The 15,248-nt window shown below is 50.0% G+C and carries 17 protein-coding genes and 1 other annotated feature; of the genes, 15 read left to right on the top strand and 2 right to left on the bottom strand.

Going from position 1 to position 15,248, the window contains the following annotated elements:
* Positions 1–42: 42 nt before the first annotated feature.
* The gene (pfkB, locus tag D9597_RS21660) at positions 43–972 is read right to left on the bottom strand and encodes a 6-phosphofructokinase II (protein WP_130219020.1); all 930 of its coding nucleotides are present in this window, start codon (positions 970–972) and stop codon (positions 43–45) included.
* A 286-nt stretch (positions 973–1,258) separates the two neighbouring features.
* On the opposite strand from pfkB, the gene D9597_RS21665 reads away from it, so the two are divergent.
* A complete protein-coding gene (locus tag D9597_RS21665; protein ID WP_130224657.1) occupies positions 1,259–2,017 on the top strand; it encodes a YdiY family protein in 759 nt (252 codons plus the stop codon).
* Between the two features lie 60 nt (positions 2,018–2,077).
* Here the strand turns inward: D9597_RS21665 and yniD are convergent, their stop codons facing one another.
* Complete coding sequence (gene yniD / locus D9597_RS21670; RefSeq protein ID WP_064529152.1) at positions 2,078–2,185, bottom strand: small membrane protein YniD; 108 nt, start codon at positions 2,183–2,185, stop codon at positions 2,078–2,080.
* 301 nt (positions 2,186–2,486) lie between these two features.
* Here yniD and thrS point away from each other — a divergent pair, with 301 nt between their 5' ends.
* The 14 genes from thrS to selO all read left to right on the top strand — a co-directional run bounded on the left by thrS (position 2,487) and on the right by selO (position 15,245).
* Entirely contained in the window at positions 2,487–4,415 is a 1,929-nt protein-coding gene (gene thrS / locus D9597_RS21675; protein ID WP_130208286.1) for a threonine--tRNA ligase, read from the top strand.
* Positions 4,416–4,418: 3 nt separating this feature from the next.
* On the top strand, positions 4,419–4,961 hold the full coding sequence (gene infC, locus D9597_RS21680; RefSeq protein ID WP_001700733.1) for a translation initiation factor IF-3: 543 nt from the start codon (positions 4,419–4,421) through the stop codon (positions 4,959–4,961).
* A gap of 92 nt (positions 4,962–5,053) precedes the next feature.
* The gene (gene rpmI / locus D9597_RS21685) at positions 5,054–5,251 is read left to right on the top strand and encodes a 50S ribosomal protein L35 (RefSeq protein WP_001124225.1); all 198 of its coding nucleotides are present in this window, start codon (positions 5,054–5,056) and stop codon (positions 5,249–5,251) included.
* Positions 5,252–5,304: 53 nt separating this feature from the next.
* A complete protein-coding gene (gene rplT / locus D9597_RS21690) occupies positions 5,305–5,661 on the top strand; it encodes a 50S ribosomal protein L20 (protein ID WP_000124850.1) in 357 nt (118 codons plus the stop codon).
* A 116-nt stretch (positions 5,662–5,777) separates the two neighbouring features.
* Positions 5,778–5,902, top strand: a sequence feature (Phe leader region).
* Positions 5,784–5,828 carry a pheST operon leader peptide PheM gene (gene pheM / locus D9597_RS23155; protein ID WP_001386830.1) on the top strand — a complete coding sequence of 15 codons (45 nt, stop codon included), beginning with the start codon at positions 5,784–5,786 and terminating at the stop codon, positions 5,826–5,828. It overlaps the preceding feature by 45 nt.
* 208 nt (positions 5,903–6,110) lie before the next feature.
* Positions 6,111–7,094: a phenylalanine--tRNA ligase subunit alpha gene (gene pheS / locus D9597_RS21700; protein WP_000018588.1), complete on the top strand. Its 984-nt coding sequence runs from the start codon at positions 6,111–6,113 to the stop codon at positions 7,092–7,094.
* 14 nt (positions 7,095–7,108) lie between these two features.
* The gene (gene pheT / locus D9597_RS21705) at positions 7,109–9,496 is read left to right on the top strand and encodes a phenylalanine--tRNA ligase subunit beta (RefSeq protein WP_001524772.1); all 2,388 of its coding nucleotides are present in this window, start codon (positions 7,109–7,111) and stop codon (positions 9,494–9,496) included.
* Positions 9,497–9,500: 4 nt separating this feature from the next.
* The gene (gene ihfA / locus D9597_RS21710; RefSeq protein ID WP_002440155.1) at positions 9,501–9,800 is read left to right on the top strand and encodes an integration host factor subunit alpha; all 300 of its coding nucleotides are present in this window, start codon (positions 9,501–9,503) and stop codon (positions 9,798–9,800) included.
* Positions 9,801–9,900: 100 nt separating this feature from the next.
* Entirely contained in the window at positions 9,901–10,881 is a 981-nt protein-coding gene (gene btuC, locus D9597_RS21715; protein ID WP_130224659.1) for a vitamin B12 ABC transporter permease BtuC, read from the top strand.
* A gap of 62 nt (positions 10,882–10,943) precedes the next feature.
* Positions 10,944–11,495, top strand: coding sequence for a bifunctional thioredoxin/glutathione peroxidase (gene btuE, locus D9597_RS21720; protein ID WP_130208280.1), 552 nt, complete (start codon positions 10,944–10,946; stop codon positions 11,493–11,495).
* Positions 11,495–12,244, top strand: a complete 750-nt coding sequence (btuD, locus tag D9597_RS21725) for a vitamin B12 ABC transporter ATP-binding protein BtuD (RefSeq protein WP_130224661.1) — start codon at positions 11,495–11,497, stop codon at positions 12,242–12,244. The genes btuE and btuD overlap by 1 nt, the downstream gene beginning before the upstream one ends.
* 77 nt (positions 12,245–12,321) lie before the next feature.
* A complete protein-coding gene (locus tag D9597_RS21730; protein ID WP_130208276.1) occupies positions 12,322–12,786 on the top strand; it encodes an NlpC/P60 family protein in 465 nt (154 codons plus the stop codon).
* A gap of 246 nt (positions 12,787–13,032) precedes the next feature.
* On the top strand, positions 13,033–13,746 hold the full coding sequence (locus tag D9597_RS21735) for an EAL domain-containing protein (protein WP_130224663.1): 714 nt from the start codon (positions 13,033–13,035) through the stop codon (positions 13,744–13,746).
* A gap of 62 nt (positions 13,747–13,808) precedes the next feature.
* On the top strand, positions 13,809–15,245 hold the full coding sequence (gene selO, locus D9597_RS21740) for a protein adenylyltransferase SelO (RefSeq protein ID WP_130224665.1): 1,437 nt from the start codon (positions 13,809–13,811) through the stop codon (positions 15,243–15,245).
* Positions 15,246–15,248 lie beyond the last annotated feature (3 nt).

Genomic DNA, 15,248 nt, shown 5'->3' on the forward strand with positions numbered 1-15,248 from the left:
AGGTTTGTGGTGATTCCCCCAACCGATGGGGGAATGTCTCGATTAGTGGGAAAGGTAAGCGTAAATTTTTTGTGTATCGTCATGGGAGCACAGGCGTGTTCCTTGATTGAGTGTTGCGGCACTACCGGCAGCCACGCCAAAACGAACCATTTCATCAAGCGAGGCATTTTCTGCCAGCTTCAGCGTCATAGCCCCAACCATACTGTCGCCAGCACCGACGGTACTTTGGCTTTTTAGCGGCGGTGGCACAACCTGAATGCAGTTTTCGCTATCTACCCCCAACGCTCCTTGTGGACCAAGGGAAACGACGACCCGTTTGGCCTTACCACTATTAACAATTTCCTGCGCGGCTTTACGCACATCATCGGGTTGAGTGAGTTCGCGACCTACCAGTGCGCTGAGTTCTTTTTGGTTAGGTTTAACTAACTCGATATTGCCAATCGCCAGTGCTGCGCTTAAGGCTTCGCCGGAACTGTCGACGATGCAGCGTATTCCTTGTTTTTGCGCAGCAGAAATAAGCTGCGTTAACTTTTCCAGTTTCACGCCTGGTGGCAGGCTTCCACTAATAACCAGAATAGCCCCTGACTCGATTTCCAGAACTTGTTCTTCAAGTTGACGAAATTCATCTTCGCTTAAAGCTGCGCCGGGCATGACAAAGCGATACTGCTCCCCGCTGGATTCCACATGTACATGCAGATTCTGGCGGGTCCAGTCCTTCGCTTCGACAGTGGCAACAGGGACATTTTCATCGGCCAGCAGAGCGACGAGATGTTCGCCGGTCGCGCCGCCGGCCGGGAATATAGCCGTCGCGCTCCCGCCCAGATGAGCAATAGCGCGAGCGACATTAATACCGCCGCCACCTGGTTCAAACACGGGGGCAGTACAGCGCAGTTTTCCTTCGGGGTAAATTTGCGGGGTTATTGTTGCGCTATCGAGAGAGGGCGCAAGTGTCAACGTATAGATACGTACCATCATTTCCTCCTATAGGCTGATTTCAGTCTGGCACTGAATCAGTGGAAAGTGAAGGAATTAACAATATGATTTATTAGATATTTATATAAAATTAATAAGGTAAAGATATATAAATAAATATCTGTTTTCGCAACGCGCTTATTCAAAAAATGAAATAAGAAGTCATTGCTAAGTTTTTCACTCCTTTTTATAATTTGTCACCTTTCCAGGGACGCTACTCTTTGATCCTTAAGAAAGTTTCCGGGACCGCGATGGTCTCTTTTTTTGTTGTACGGACTTTTAATAAATGAAGCTTTTGAAGACAGTTCCTGCCATCGTTATGCTGGCGGGGGGTATGTTTGCGTCTCTGACTGCAACTGCCGATGATTCCGTTTTTACTGTCATGGACGATCCTGCCAGCGCAAAAAAAACTTTCGAAGGTAATCTGAACGCAGGTTATCTTGCACAATCAGGCAACACGAAAAGTTCCTCACTGACGGCTGATACCACCATGACCTGGTATGGGCAGACGACTGCCTGGTCGCTGTGGGGAAATGCCAGCAATACTTCTTCTAATGATGAGCGTTCTTCGGAAAAATATGCAGTAGGTGGTCGTAGCCGTTTTAATTTAACTGATTATGATTATCTGTTTGGTCAGGCAAGTTGGCTGACAGACCGTTATAACGGTTATCGGGAACGAGATGTATTGACTGCGGGTTATGGTCGCCAGTTTTTAAATGGCCCGGTGCACAGCTTCCGTTTTGAATTCGGCCCTGGCGTGCGTTACGACAAATATACCGATAATGCCAGTAAAACGCAGCCGCTGGGGTATGCCTCCGGAGCTTATGCATGGCAGTTGACCGACAACGCTAAATTTACCCAGGGTGTATCGGTTTTTGGTGCTGAAGACACTACGCTGAACTCGGAAAGCGCATTAAATGTTGCCATCAATGAACATTTTGGTCTGAAGGTCGCCTACAACGTTACATGGAACTCTGAACCGCCTGAGTCTGCGCCAGAACATACCGATCGTCGCACCACGTTATCGCTGGGCTACAGGATGTAATAATGTGCCGGGCCGTGTTATGCGGTCTGGCTGCATTGTTTGTTGATAGCGCATCACCATTCAGCCCCAAATCATCGCTGCCCAGCGCAGCAACAGCATCGCGCCGCAAATAGACAGCAGGACGACCACCATCTTCCAGTGTTTTTTGTTGAAACGTTTTGTCGGCATGCGTTTTTCCAGGGGATTTCCAGTCTTCAATAATCGAGTGTAACAAAAGGGTCAGGTGTTGCCTGTATTGATTTATATCATATCAAACATGATGATTGTCGCTTTGCCCGATAACAATTACCGTGTAAACTGCCAAGCGGTATTATCAGAAAGTGGGTGTAGGTCTGGCATCGCCAATCAGCATGCTGTGACATATTTCGCAGAGTGAAGCGGGAATCAGCTCAAACCTTTTTGATAAATTTCATATGAATCTTTGTATGTGATCTTTCGTGTGGGTCACCACTGCAAATAAGGATATAACATGCCTGTTATTACTCTTCCTGATGGCAGCCAACGCCATTACGACCACGCTGTAAGCCCTATGGATGTTGCGCTGGACATTGGTCCAGGTCTGGCGAAAGCCTGTATCGCAGGGCGCGTTAATGGCGAACTGGTAGATGCGTGCGATTTGATTGAAAACGACGCTAAACTGGCGATCATTACCGCTAAAGACGAAGAAGGTCTGGAGATCATTCGTCACTCCTGTGCGCACCTGTTAGGGCACGCAATTAAACAACTTTGGCCGCATACCAAAATGGCAATCGGCCCGGTTATTGACAACGGTTTCTATTACGACGTTGATCTTGACCGCACGTTAACCCAGGAAGATGTCGAAGCACTCGAGAAGCGGATGCATGAGCTTGCTGAGAAAAACTACGACGTCATTAAGAAGAAAGTCAGCTGGCACGAAGCGCGTGAAACTTTCGTTAAACGCGGCGAGAGCTATAAAGTCTCCATCCTGGACGAAAACATCGCCCATGATGACCAGCCTGGCCTCTATTTCCACGAAGAATATGTCGATATGTGCCGCGGTCCGCACGTACCGAATATGCGTTTCTGCCACCATTTCAAACTGATGAAAACGGCAGGGGCCTACTGGCGCGGCGACAGCAACAACAAAATGTTGCAACGTATTTATGGTACTGCGTGGGCAGATAAAAAAGCCCTCAACGCGTACCTGCAGCGTCTGGAAGAAGCCGCTAAACGCGACCACCGTAAAATCGGTAAACAGCTCGACCTGTACCATATGCAGGAAGAAGCGCCGGGTATGGTGTTCTGGCACAATGACGGCTGGACCATCTTCCGTGAACTGGAAGTGTTCGTTCGTTCTAAACTGAAAGAGTACCAGTATCAGGAAGTTAAAGGTCCGTTTATGATGGACCGCGTCCTGTGGGAAAAAACCGGTCACTGGGAAAACTATAAAGATGCAATGTTCACCACCTCTTCTGAGAACCGTGAATACTGCATTAAGCCGATGAACTGTCCGGGTCACGTACAAATCTTTAACCAGGGGCTGAAGTCGTATCGCGATCTGCCGCTGCGTATGGCCGAGTTCGGTAGCTGCCACCGTAACGAGCCGTCAGGATCCCTTCACGGCCTGATGCGCGTGCGTGGTTTTACCCAGGATGACGCGCATATCTTCTGTACTGAAGAACAAATTCGCGATGAAGTTAACGGATGTATCCGTTTAGTCTATGATATGTACAGCACTTTTGGCTTCGAGAAGATCGTGGTCAAGCTTTCCACTCGTCCTGAAAAACGTATTGGCAGTGACGAAATGTGGGATCGTGCTGAGGCGGACCTGGCAGTTGCGCTGGAAGAAAACAACATCCCGTTTGAGTATCAACTGGGTGAAGGCGCGTTCTACGGTCCGAAAATTGAATTTACCCTGTATGACTGCCTCGATCGTGCATGGCAGTGCGGTACAGTACAGCTGGACTTCTCCTTACCGTCTCGTCTGAGCGCTTCCTATGTAGGCGAAGACAACGAGCGTAAGGTTCCGGTAATGATTCACCGTGCAATTCTTGGGTCGATGGAACGTTTCATCGGTATCCTGACCGAAGAGTTCGCTGGTTTCTTCCCGACCTGGCTTGCGCCGGTTCAGGTTGTTATCATGAACATTACGGATTCACAGTCTGAATACGTTAACGAATTGACGCAAAAACTATCAAATGCGGGCATTCGTGTTAAAGCAGACTTGAGAAATGAGAAGATTGGCTTTAAAATCCGCGAGCACACTTTGCGTCGCGTCCCATATATGCTGGTCTGTGGTGATAAAGAGGTGGAATCTGGCAAAGTTGCCGTTCGCACCCGCCGTGGTAAAGACCTGGGAAGCATGGACGTAAATGAAGTGATCGAGAAGCTGCAACAAGAGATTCGCAGCCGCAGTCTTAAACAATTGGAGGAATAAGGTATTAAAGGCGGAAAACGAGTTCAAACGGCGCGTCCTAACCGTATCAATGGCGAAATTCGCGCCCAGGAAGTTCGCTTAACAGGTTTGGAAGGCGAGCAGCTTGGTATTGTGAGTCTGAGAGAAGCTCTGGAGAAAGCTGAAGAAGCCGGAGTAGACTTAGTCGAGATCAGCCCTAACGCCGAGCCGCCGGTTTGTCGTATAATGGATTACGGCAAATTCCTCTATGAAAAGAGCAAGTCTTCTAAGGAACAGAAGAAAAAGCAAAAAGTTATCCAGGTTAAGGAAATTAAATTCCGTCCTGGTACAGATGAAGGCGACTATCAGGTAAAACTCCGCAGCCTGATTCGCTTTCTCGAAGAGGGTGATAAAGCCAAAATCACGCTGCGTTTCCGCGGTCGTGAGATGGCGCACCAGCAAATCGGTATGGAAGTGCTTAATCGCGTGAAAGACGATTTGCAAGAACTGGCAGTGGTCGAATCCTTCCCAACGAAGATCGAAGGCCGCCAGATGATCATGGTGCTCGCTCCTAAGAAGAAACAGTAAGGCCATCAAGTAATCATTCCTGTGGGCCTCGGTTCACAGGGTGATTCGCCTTTGTTTCTGTTTATCAACAATGCGAAGTGGAAGTTATTAAAATGCCAAAAATTAAGACCGTACGCGGTGCTGCTAAGCGCTTCAAAAAAACCGGTAAAGGTGGTTTTAAGCACAAGCACGCTAACCTGCGTCACATTCTGACCAAAAAAGCGACCAAACGTAAACGTCACCTGCGTCCGAAAGCCATGGTTTCCAAAGGCGATCTGGGCCTGGTAATCGCGTGCCTGCCGTACGCATAAGCCGTTAACGTTTTTTAACTTTTTAATTAGAATATAGATACAGGAGAGCACATATGGCTCGCGTAAAACGTGGTGTTATTGCACGCGCACGTCACAAGAAAATTTTGAAACAAGCTAAAGGCTACTACGGTGCGCGTTCTCGCGTATACCGCGTTGCCTTCCAGGCTGTTATCAAAGCTGGTCAGTATGCTTACCGTGACCGTCGTCAACGTAAGCGTCAGTTCCGTCAACTGTGGATTGCGCGTATCAACGCAGCAGCACGTCAGAACGGTATTTCTTACAGCAAATTCATCAATGGCCTGAAAAAAGCCTCTGTTGAAATCGACCGTAAGATCCTGGCTGATATCGCAGTATTCGACAAAGTAGCGTTCACCGCTCTGGTTGAAAAAGCGAAAGCAGCTCTGGCATAAGCCAGTTGAAAGAGGGAGCTAGTCTCCCTCTTTTCGTTTCAACGCCATCAAAACATTGACTTTTATCGCCGTAGCCTTTTCAATAAAGGTCTTTTGAAAAGTACCAAAAGGTAACGCAAGCAATGAATGCTGCTATTTTCCGCTTCTTTTTTTACTTTAGCACCTGACTCCAGGAGGCTAGCGCGTGAGAAGAGAAACGGAAAACAGCGCCTGAAAGCCTCCCAGTGGAGGCTTTTTTTGTATGCGCGTTTTGAAAAATAAAAAGCCTGTCTCATCAGGCGTAATTGTCGCAGCCAGTCTGGATACGGTCAGCGTGGAGAAACCGGAGCGTACTTAAGTACGTGAGGATTTCGAGCACTGCCGGGACCAAAATGGCAAGTAAAATAGCCTGATGGGATAGGCTCTAAGTCCAACGAACCAGTGTCACCACTGACACAATGAGGAAAACCATGTCACATCTCGCAGAACTGGTTGCCAGTGCGAAGGCGGCCATTAGCCAGGCGTCAGATGTTGCCGCGTTAGACAATGTGCGCGTCGAATATTTGGGTAAAAAAGGGCACTTAACCCTTCAGATGACGACCCTGCGTGAGCTGCCGCCAGAAGAGCGTCCGGCAGCTGGTGCGGTTATCAACGAAGCGAAAGAGCAAGTTCAGCAGGCTCTGAATGCGCGTAAAGCCGAACTGGAAAGCGCAGCGCTGAATGCGCGTCTGGCTGCAGAAACTATCGATGTTTCCCTGCCAGGTCGTCGTATCGAAAATGGTGGTCTGCATCCGGTTACCCGCACCATCGATCGTATCGAAAGTTTCTTCGGTGAGCTTGGCTTTACCGTGGCAACCGGGCCGGAAATCGAAGATGATTATCATAACTTCGATGCTCTGAACATTCCTGGCCACCACCCGGCGCGCGCTGACCACGACACTTTCTGGTTTGACGCTACCCGCCTGCTGCGTACCCAGACCTCTGGCGTACAGATCCGCACCATGAAAGCCCAGCAGCCGCCGATTCGTATCATCGCGCCTGGCCGTGTTTATCGTAACGACTACGACCAGACTCACACGCCGATGTTCCATCAGATGGAAGGTCTGATTGTTGATACCAACATCAGCTTTACCAATCTGAAAGGCACGCTGCACGACTTCCTGCGTAACTTCTTTGAAGAAGATTTGCAGATCCGTTTCCGTCCTTCCTACTTCCCGTTCACTGAACCATCCGCAGAAGTGGACGTCATGGGTAAAAACGGCAAATGGCTGGAAGTACTGGGCTGCGGGATGGTGCATCCGAACGTGCTGCGTAATGTTGGCATCGATCCGGAAGTTTACTCCGGTTTCGCCTTCGGGATGGGGATGGAGCGTCTGACCATGTTGCGTTACGGCGTCACCGACCTGCGTTCATTCTTCGAAAACGATCTGCGTTTCCTCAAACAGTTTAAATAAGGCAGGAATAGATTATGAAATTCAGTGAACTGTGGTTACGCGAATGGGTGAACCCGGCGATTGATAGCGATGCGCTGGCGAATCAAATCACGATGGCGGGCCTGGAAGTTGACGGTGTAGAACCGGTTGCCGGTAGCTTCCACGGCGTGGTCGTTGGTGAAGTGGTTGAATGTGCGCAGCATCCGAATGCTGACAAACTGCGAGTGACCAAAGTCAACGTCGGTGGCGATCGCCTGCTGGACATCGTCTGCGGCGCGCCAAACTGTCGTCAGGGCCTGCGTGTGGCGGTAGCAACTATTGGTGCTGTATTGCCGGGCGATTTCAAAATTAAAGCCGCGAAACTGCGCGGTGAACCGTCTGAAGGGATGCTGTGCTCCTTCTCTGAGCTGGGTATTTCTGACGATCATAACGGTATTATCGAACTGCCTGCGGATGCGCCAATTGGCACCGACATCCGTGAATACCTGAAACTTGATGACAACACCATCGAAATCAGTGTGACGCCAAACCGTGCAGACTGCTTAGGCATTATCGGCGTAGCGCGTGATGTTGCCGTGCTGAACCAGCTTCCACTGGTTGAACCGGAAATTGTCCCGGTTGGTGCAACCATCGATGACACGCTGCCGATTGCGGTAGAAGCACCGGAAGCCTGCCCGCGTTATCTTGGCCGCGTAGTAAAAGGCATTAACGTTAAAGCGCCAACTCCGCTGTGGATGAAAGAAAAACTGCGTCGTTGCGGGATTCGTTCTATCGATGCAGTCGTTGACGTCACCAACTATGTGCTGCTTGAACTGGGCCAGCCGATGCACGCTTTCGATAAAGATCGCATTGAAGGCGGCATTGTGGTGCGGATGGCGAAAGAGGGCGAAACGCTGGTGCTGCTTGATGGCACTGAAGCGAAGCTGAATGCTGACACCCTGGTCATCGCCGACCACAACAAGGCGCTGGCGATGGGCGGCATCTTTGGTGGCGAACACTCTGGCGTGAATGACGAAACGCAAAACGTTCTGCTGGAATGTGCTTTCTTCAGCCCGCTGTCTATCACCGGTCGTGCTCGTCGTCATGGCCTGCATACCGATGCGTCTCACCGTTATGAGCGTGGCGTTGATCCGGCACTGCAGCACAAAGCGATGGAACGTGCGACCCGTCTGCTGATCGACATCTGCGGTGGTGAGGCTGGTCCGGTAATTGATATCACCAACGAAGCAACGCTGCCGAAGCGTGCAACCATCACTTTACGTCGTAGCAAACTGGATCGTCTGATCGGCCATCATATTGCTGATGAGCAGGTGACTGACATTCTGCGTCGTCTCGGCTGCGAAGTGACCGAAGGCAAAGACGAGTGGCAGGCTGTTGCACCGAGTTGGCGTTTCGACATGGAGATTGAAGAAGATCTGGTCGAAGAAGTGGCGCGCGTTTACGGCTACAACAACATCCCGGACGAGCCGGTACAGGCAAGTCTGATTATGGGGACTCACCGTGAAGCTGACCTGTCGCTCAAGCGCGTGAAAACGCTGCTCAACGACAAAGGCTATCAGGAAGTGATCACCTATAGCTTCGTTGATCCGAAAGTGCAGCAGATGATCCACCCGGGCGTTGAAGCCTTACTGCTGCCAAGCCCGATTTCCGTTGAAATGTCGGCAATGCGTCTTTCTCTGTGGACAGGTCTGCTGGCAACTGTAGTGTACAACCAGAACCGTCAGCAAAACCGTGTGCGCATTTTTGAAAGCGGTCTGCGCTTCGTGCCAGATACCCAGGCGCCATTGGGCATTCGTCAGGATCTGATGTTAGCCGGTGTGATTTGCGGTAACCGTTACGAAGAGCACTGGAACCTGGCAAAAGAGACCGTTGATTTCTATGATTTGAAAGGCGATCTTGAATCCGTTCTTGACCTGACCGGTAAACTGAATGAGGTTGAGTTCCGTGCAGAAGCGAATCCGGCACTGCATCCGGGGCAATCCGCAGCGATTTATCTGAAAGGTGAACGTATTGGTTTTGTTGGGGTTGTTCATCCTGAACTGGAACGTAAACTGGATCTTAACGGTCGCACTCTGGTGTTTGAACTGGAGTGGAACAAGCTCGCAGACCGCGTGGTGCCTCAAGCGCGCGAGATTTCGCGCTTCCCGGCGAACCGTCGTGACATCGCGGTTGTGGTTGCAGAAAACGTTCCCGCAGCGGATATTTTATCCGAATGTAAGAAAGTTGGCGTAAATCAGGTAGTTGGCGTAAACTTATTTGACGTGTACCGCGGTAAGGGTGTTGCGGAGGGGTATAAGAGCCTCGCCATAAGCCTGATCCTGCAAGATACCAGCCGTACACTCGAAGAAGAGGAGATTGCCGCTACCGTCGCCAAATGTGTAGAGGCATTAAAAGAGCGATTCCAGGCATCATTGAGGGATTGAACCTATGGCGCTTACAAAAGCTGAAATGTCAGAATATCTGTTTGATAAGCTTGGGCTTAGCAAGCGGGATGCCAAAGAACTGGTTGAACTGTTTTTCGAAGAGATCCGTCGCGCTCTGGAAAACGGCGAGCAGGTGAAACTCTCTGGTTTTGGTAACTTCGATCTGCGTGATAAGAATCAACGCCCGGGACGTAACCCGAAAACGGGCGAGGATATTCCCATTACAGCACGGCGCGTGGTGACCTTCAGACCCGGACAGAAGTTAAAAAGCCGGGTCGAAAACGCCACACCCAAAGACGAGTAATCTGATCTAACTAAAAAGGCCGCTCTGCGGCCTTTTTTCTTTTCACTGTCGAAGAGTCACCGTAAAATCAACGGAATGACACTTCAGCAGAACGGATACCATGCTGACACTTGCCCGCCACCAACAGCGACAAAATATTCGCTGGTTACTATGCCTGTCAGTTTTGATGCTGCTGGCGCTTCTCTTAAGCCTTTGCGCTGGTGAACAATGGATTTCACCTGCCGACTGGTTCACTCCTCGTGGCGAACTGTTCGTCTGGCAAATTCGCCTGCCACGTACCCTGGCTGTATTGCTGGTTGGCGCGGCGCTGGCGTTATCAGGCGCGGTCATGCAGGCGCTGTTTGAAAACCCTCTTGCGGAGCCGGGGCTGCTTGGCGTCTCTAACGGCGCTGGAGTGGGGCTTATCGCCGCTGTATTGCTCGGGCAAGGGCAGTTACCGAACTGGGCGCTGGGGCTGTGTGCGATTGCTGGCGCGCTTATTATCACCTTAATTCTCTTGCGTTTTGCCCGCCGTCATCTTTCAACCAGCCGATTACTGCTGGCTGGTGTTGCGCTGGGTATCATCTGTAGCGCGTTAATGACGTGGGCCATCTACTTTTCCACGTCTGTTGATTTACGCCAACTGATGTACTGGATGATGGGCGGCTTTGGTGGTGTAGACTGGCGGCAAAGTTGGCTGATGGTGGCCTTGATTCCGGTGTTGTTGTGGATTTGCTGTCAGTCCCGCCCAATGAATATGTTAGCGCTGGGTGAAATTTCGGCGCGACAACTGGGGTTACCACTGTGGCTCTGGCGCAATGTGCTGGTCGCGGCTACCGGTTGGATGGTCGGTGTCAGTGTGGCGTTGGCTGGCGCTATTGGGTTTATTGGCCTGGTTATCCCACATATTCTGCGGCTGTGCGGATTAACCGATCACCGGGTATTACTTCCCGGCTGCGCGCTGGCAGGTGCTACTGCGTTGCTGCTTGCCGATATTGTTGCTCGACTGGCGCTGGCTTCCGCAGAGTTACCGATTGGTGTGGTCACCGCCACCCTGGGTGCGCCGGTGTTTATCTGGTTATTGTTAAAAGCAGGACGTTAGCCGCATAAAGACGGTCTATGATTAAAAGCTAAGATTTTTACTGACCTTATCCAGGAGACACGATGCAAGATCCCATTCTGACCACCGTAGTGAAGACGATTGACGGGGAAGTGACCACGCTGGAGAAATATGCCGGTAATGTGCTGCTAATTGTTAATGTCGCTTCAAAGTGTGGCTTAACGCCGCAATATGAACAGTTGGAGAACATCCAGAAAGCCTGGGCCGATCGTGGTTTCGTCGTGCTGGGATTTCCGTGCAACCAGTTCCTTGAACAAGAACCAGGTAGTGATGAAGAAATTAAAACTTATTGCACCACCACCTGGGGCGTGACGTTCCCAATGTTCAGTAAAATTGAGGTCAATGGCGAAGGGCGTCATCCGCTATATCAAAAATTGATTGCCGCAGCGCCCACGGCGGTGGCACCGGAAGAGAGCGGTTTCTACGCGCGAATGGCCAGTAAAGGCCGTGCGCCACTGTACCCTGATGATATTTTGTGGAATTTTGAAAAGTTTCTGGTGGGTAGAGACGGAAAGGTCATCCAGCGTTTTTCCCCGGATATGACACCGGAAGATCCTATTGTAATGGAAAGCATTAAACTGGCGTTGGCAAAATAATGTCTATTGTGATGCAGTTACAGGATGTAGCGGAATCAACCCGCCTGGGGCCGCTTTCTGGCGAGGTCCGGGCAGGGGAGATCCTGCATCTGGTGGGTCCGAACGGCGCAGGCAAGAGCACCTTGCTGGCGCGAATGGCGGGGATGACCAGTGGTCAGGGAAGCATTCAGTTTGCAGGTAAACCACTGGATACCTGGCCCGCAACAAAACTCGCCCTGCATCGCGCTTATCTTGCACAGCAGCAGACGCCGCCGTTTGCTATGCCGGTCTGGCATTACCTGACCATGCACCAGCACAATAAAACGCGAACCGATCTGCTAAATGATGTCGCAGGGGCGTTGGCCCTTGATGACAAACTCGGTCGAAGCACCAATCAACTATCCGGTGGTGAATGGCAACGTGTCCGTCTTGCTGCGGTGGTGCTACAAATTACGCCGCAAGCGAATCCGACAGGTCAATTGCTTCTCCTTGATGAACCCATGAATAGCCTTGATGTTGCCCAGCAAAGCGCGTTAGATAAAATTTTGAGCGCGCTATGTCAGCAAGGCGTGGCGATTGTGATGAGCAGTCACGATCTTAACCACACATTGCGTCACGCGCATCGGGCGTGGTTGCTTAAACAAGGAAAACTGCTTGCCAGTGGGCGGAGAGATGAAGTACTAACGCCGCCGAATCTGGCCCAGGCTTATGGTATGAGCTTCCGTCGGCTGGACATTGAAGGTCACCGAATGCTGATTTCGACCACCTGATTTCATTAGCATCTTGAAAAACGGGTAATTTCGACGCTAAATTAATGCAAGAATAAAAAACAGAGGATTCGTACGGAATGCGTTTCTGCCTAATTTTAATTACAGCACTGTTTCTGGCCGGGTGTAGCCATCATAAAGCGCCGCCGCCAAACGCCAGGCTTTCTGACTCCATTACTGTCATTGCCGGTTTGAACGATCAACTACAGAGCTGGCATGGTACGCCGTATCGTTATGGCGGCATGACTCGACGTGGAGTGGACTGTTCGGGTTTCGTGGTTGTGACGATGCGCGACCGTTTCGACTTGCAGTTGCCACGCGAAACAAAACAACAGGCCGCTATCGGTACCCAAATTGATAAAGAAGAATTGCTGCCAGGCGATCTGGTCTTTTTCAAAACAGGTTCCGGGCAAAATGGTTTACACGTGGGTATTTACGATACTAACAATCAATTCATTCATGCCTCTACCAGCAAGGGGGTGATGCGTTCTTCCCTCGATAATGTCTACTGGCAGAAAAATTTCTGGCAGGCGAGACGAATCTAGTATCCCAATAAATGGACGGTGATGATACCGCACCGTCTGTTAACTCCTGAATACAGTAGTATTTTGCAGACAAAAATACCGCAAATGGAATATTCGTTTATACTCAGGATAATCTAAAAAAAGGACCCCTGAAAAAGTGGTTAACATGGAACAAATGAAAGTTATTCCTTCTGTATTTGTTATGCCTTATGGCCTCAAACTTTTTATCTGGATGTTGAAAAAAATCCGTAGAGAGGGGCTGTTACCATGAAGGTCTTACTGGAGAATCTTTATCATTCTGATTACTATTTTCTACCGATAAGAGACAGCCAACAAAATCTTGTTGGGGTTGAGTTAATAACCCATTTCTCCAGTGACGACGGTACGGTTCGCATCCCGACGACACGGGTTATTGCACAACTTTCAGAGGAGCAGCATTGGCAATTATTTGCCGAAAAGTTGGAATTACTAAAATCATGCCAACACTTTTTTATTCAACACAAACTCTTTGCCTGGATTAATTTAACGCCACAAGTAGCAAAGTTATTATTAGATAGGGATAATTACGCAAGCAAACTATTAAAAATTCCCTTTGCTGAATTGATGATTAATGAAAATTATCCTCATCTTAATGAGGGAAAAGATAATTATGAACTTTTGCACTTATCGCAAATTTTTCCATTGGTTTTGGGAAATTTGGGTGCGGGCAACAGTACAATGAAGGCTGTTTTTGATGGGCTTTTCACTCGCGTCATGCTGGATAAAGGTTTTATTCAGCAACAAATAGTCCATAAATCTTTCGCGCCTTTTATTCGTGCGCTCCATGCGCAAATTTCACCTTGTTGCAATTGTATTATTGCTGCTGGTATTAATACACCGGAGATGTTGGCGCAGATGGTGCCGTTTGGTTTCCATGCTTTTCAGGGATGCTTGTGGCCCGCAGTTCCCGTAAGCCAGATAACAACGCTGGTCCAGCGATAACCCTCTTGTTTGCTGGTGTTTAAGACGAGAGTAACCGTCTACACTATCAAACAGGAGGATCTATGACCCTGTCTTTTATTACCCGCTGGCGTGATGAATTGCCGGCAACATATACATCGCTTTCCCCTACGCCTTTAAATAATGCCCGGTTGATTTGGTATAACGCCGAACTGGCTAATACGCTGGGTGTTCCATCGTCGCTGTTTGAAAGTGGCGCGGGTGTCTGGGGCGGCGAAACTTTACTGCCAGGCATGTCGCCACTGGCCCAGGTCTACAGTGGCCACCAGTTTGGTGTCTGGGCGGGGCAGCTTGGCGACGGGCGCGGTATTTTACTCGGCGAGCAACAGTTTTCCGACGGCACCACCATGGACTGGCATCTGAAAGGTGCGGGGCTGACGCCTTATTCGCGGATGGGCGACGGACGTGCGGTTTTACGTTCAACAATTCGCGAAAGTCTTGCCAGTGAGGCAATGCATCACCTTGGCATTCCGACGACACGCGCCTTAAGCATTGTTACCAGCGATACGCCGGTTTACCGGGAGACGGTCGAATCAGGAGCGATGCTGATGCGCGTAGCGCAGAGTCATTTGCGATTTGGCCACTTTGAACACTTTTACTATCGTCGGGAACCGGAAAAAGTTCGCCAGCTGGCTGACTTCGCCATTCGCTATTACTGGCCGCATCTTCAGGATGAAGAGGATAAATACCGCCTCTGGTTTACCGATATTGTCGCACGTACGGCTTCGTTAATCGCCAGCTGGCAGACAGTCGGTTTTGCTCACGGGGTGATGAACACGGATAACATGTCGATTCTCGGGCTGACGCTGGATTATGGTCCATTTGCTTTCCTCGATGATTATGAACCGGGCTTTATTTGTAATCACTCTGATCATCAGGGACGTTACAGCTTTGATAATCAACCTGCCGTTGCGTTGTGGAATTTACAGCGTCTGGCGCAGACATTGTCGCCGTTTATCACTGTCGACGCGTTAAACGAGGCACTGGAAAGCTATCAACAGGTTTTGTTGACGCATTATGGAAAACGTATGCGGCAGAAGCTGGGCTTTATGACGGAGCAAAAAGAGGATAATGCGCTACTGAATGAATTGTTCAGTCTGATGGCGCAAGAGCGCAGTGATTATACTCGCACATTCCGCATGTTAAGCCTGACCGAGCAGCACAGTGCGGCTTCACCGCTGCGCGATGAGTTTATTGACCGCGCGGCGTTTGATGACTGGTTTACGCGTTATCGGGCGCGCTTGCAACAAGACGGAGTTGCCGATAGTGAACGTCAGCAACTGATGCAGAGCGTCAATCCTGCGCTGGTATTGCGAAACTGGCTGGCACAACGCGCTATTGAGGCGGTAGAAAAGGGCGATATGACAGAATTACAACGTCTGCATGAAGCGTTGCGAAATCCTTTCAGCGACAGGGATGATGACTATGTCAGTCGTCCACCTGACTGGGGTAAACGGCTTGAAGTCAGCTGCTCGAGTTAAAGG

Origin of the sequence: Escherichia sp. E13S3 (assembly GCF_004212325.1) — a bacterium.
GTDB lineage: Bacteria > Pseudomonadota > Gammaproteobacteria > Enterobacterales > Enterobacteriaceae > Escherichia.